The organism is Peribacillus sp. Bi96 (assembly GCF_918698115.1).
Taxonomy (GTDB): domain Bacteria; phylum Bacillota; class Bacilli; order Bacillales; family DSM-1321; genus Peribacillus.
Window position 1 is genome coordinate 1 of record NZ_CAKKLV010000069.1, and the last position, 1,469, is coordinate 1,469.

General features: G+C 38.8%; 1 protein-coding gene and 1 pseudogene. Both read left to right on the top strand.

The window, feature by feature from the left end:
* Nucleotides 1-283: 283 nt before the first annotated feature.
* On the top strand, nucleotides 284-1,231 hold the full coding sequence (locus LQ203_RS27270; RefSeq protein ID WP_230163055.1) for an IS110 family transposase: 948 nt from the start codon (nucleotides 284-286) through the stop codon (nucleotides 1,229-1,231).
* Nucleotides 1,228-1,469, top strand: a pseudogene (locus LQ203_RS27275) (hypothetical protein); the annotation flags it as partial. The gene LQ203_RS27270 and the pseudogene LQ203_RS27275, both read left to right, overlap by 4 nt.

A 1,469-nucleotide genomic window follows, 5' to 3' on the forward strand; every position in this document is an offset into this window, starting at 1 on the left:
CATAAGAAACTTCTATGGCGGCGCTCCTCGCCGCCACCATCTACTACGAAAATCTAAACTCAAAAATAGAGTCTAACCCATTAACCCCTTGACGATAATGGATGATAACAATACAACCAGGCTGAGCTTTTTTTGGTGGATCTTAAGGAAGATACCCTGTATAAGAAACTGGTTGTGACAGTATGGAAGAACCATTTAGTGTACTGCTAGTACGTATACAAAAATTTTTGTAACAAATCTCCTGTCATATGTATTGTTAATCTTTTTTTGAGGTGATTCTCCTATGGAAGCAATGATTGAACGGTGTGCTGGCCTAGATGTACACCAAGAAACAGTAGTAGCCTGTGTATTATTTGGTCCATTAGATAAAAAGCCAAAAATCTCTATTGAAACGTTTTCGACTACAACAACAGGACTCTTGGCTTTAAGTGATTGGTTAACTACCCTTCAGGTATCCGATGTTGTGATGGAAAGTACTGGAGTCTACTGGAAACCAATATGGAATATACTCGAAGATTCTTTTCACCTTGTTCTTGCCAATGCCAGACATGTCAAAAATGTTCCAGGGCGTAAAACTGATGTGAAAGATGCCGAATGGCTTGCTAAGCTTCTAAGATGTGGACTTATTGAAAGCAATTTTGTTCCACCGGAGGATATTCGTGATTTACGTGATCTTACTCGTTATCGAAAAAAATTGATTCATCATCGCACATCAGAGCAGAATCGCATTCACAAAATTCTTCAAGATGCTAATATCAAGCTAACATCCGTTCTATCAGACATTTTTGGTGTATCGGGACGCCGTATACTTGAAGCCATTCTAAACGGTGAAAAAATAGAGACCGATGGTCTTCGAAAAATGGTGGATTGGCGAACAAAAGCAAGTATTACTGACATTGCCCATGCAATTAATGGGCGTATTCGCCGTCATCATCGTGATATGTTGCGTTACCATTGGGAGCATATGGGTTATTTAGAAAAAGCCATAGAAGAATTGGAAAAACAAATTGATCAACTCCTGTCCCCATATCATAAGGAAGTAGAATTATTGGATGGTATACCTGGTGTGAACAAAGCTGCCGCAGCCACTTTTATTGCAGAGATGGGCGTTGATATGTCCGTATTTAAGTCGGCTAAACATCTTGCCTCTTGGGCTGGTGTAAGTCCCGGAAATTACGAAAGTGCTGGTAAAAAAAAACGAGTAAAACCACACAAGGTAACAAAGCTTTGAAAACGATGGCCGTAGAGTGTGTATTAGCGACTTCAAGGCAAAATAATCGAATTGCTTCACATCGAAAAAGAATTACCAAACGAAAGGGAAAAATGAAGGGACGAATTGCTTCTGCCCATTTACTAGTAACGATTGCTTACAACATCTTAAAAACAGGAGAACCTTATCATGAACTAGGCTCAAATTACCTTGAAGAAAAACAAAATAACAAAGAATTAAAAATGATCGAATACCTAAA